The following is a 1,269-nucleotide window of genomic DNA, read 5'->3' as shown; positions in this document are numbered from 1 at the left end:
TCCAGCTCGCGATGACCGACCTCATGGCCCGCCGCCTCACCGGCGAAGCCACCATCACCTGGCGCGACCCCACATACCAGAATCAAATCCGCAACACGGGATAAAACATCAGGAGAAAACGACCTCTAAGACCGCCGCCCCGGGGCAGGCCCCGCGATCTGGGGCCGGGGCCCGCCCCCGGGGGCGGTCACCCGCTGGCCGGAAGACCCGCGTGATGCGTCGCCGTCGCTACCCCTCGGACACCACGAACGCCGAATGGGCCCTGATCGAACCGCTCCTGCCGACCCCGGCCTGCGAGACCACACGGGGTGGCCGGCCGGAGAAGCACCCCCGCCGCGAGATCGTCGACGCCATCCGCTACGTCGTGGACACCGGCTGCAAGTGGCGAGCCCTCCCTGCGGACTTCCCGCCCTGGCGCACGGTCTGGGGATTCATGGCCCGCTGGGCGGCAGCCGGCGTCGTCGGCCAGATCCGCGACCAGCTCTCGGCGCGGATCCGACGCGAGATGGGCAAAGGCCCCCGAGCAGTGGCCACCGTGATCGACTCCCAGTCCGTGAAGGCCGCCGAGACCGTCAGCCGGGCCAGCCGCGGCTACGACCCGGGCAAGAAAATCAACGGCCGCAAACGCCACATGGTGGTCGACACCCGCGGCCTGCCCCTGCTCGTCATGGTCACCCAGCAGACCTCCACGACTCCGCCGCCGCCAAGGAAGTCCTGTTCCGCCTCCGCCTGATGCACCCGGAGATCACCATCGTCTGGGCCGACTCCGCCTACGCCGGCAAGCTCGTGACCTGGGCGAAGAAGTACCTCAAGCTCACCATCAAACCCGTCTCACGGCCCCGGGACGCCTCCGGCTTCGTTGTCCTCCCCCGCCGCTGGGTCGTCGAACGCACCCTGGCCTGGATGATGCACGCCCGAAGACACGCACGCGACTACGAACGCCTCCCCCAGCACTCCGAGACCCTCATCACCTGGGCCGCGATCACGCTGATGACCCGCCGCATCACCCGGGCCGGCACGACCTGGACGAGGAAACCCGCCCCGGCCTAATCCACCTCGCGCTCACGCACGCTGGCCTCGTCATCCCACGGTGGGCGAAAACCCCCGCTCGTCCCAGGCTTGCCACGACGCCGCCATGACGCTCCGCCTCCAAGAGGCCGGGCTCGCCGTCGATGTCAACACCGCCCCACCTCCCCGCCAGCGACGTCGACCTGGCCGACGTCGTCCGAGGAGCAATCGAACTCCCCCGCGCGCCGCTCGAGTTCTACC

The 1,269-nt window shown here is 69.7% G+C and carries 1 pseudogene; it reads left to right on the top strand.

Going from position 1 to position 1,269, the window contains the following annotated elements:
• Positions 1–214 precede the first annotated feature (214 nt).
• Positions 215–1,050, top strand: a pseudogene (locus E1265_RS36325) (IS5 family transposase).
• The last annotated feature ends 219 nt before the right edge of the window (positions 1,051–1,269 follow it).

Source organism: Streptomyces sp. 8K308 (assembly GCF_004348315.1).
In the GTDB taxonomy this organism is placed as follows: Bacteria; Actinomycetota; Actinomycetes; order Streptomycetales; family Streptomycetaceae; genus Streptomyces.
This window is presented reverse-complemented; position numbering and strand designations above follow the sequence as displayed.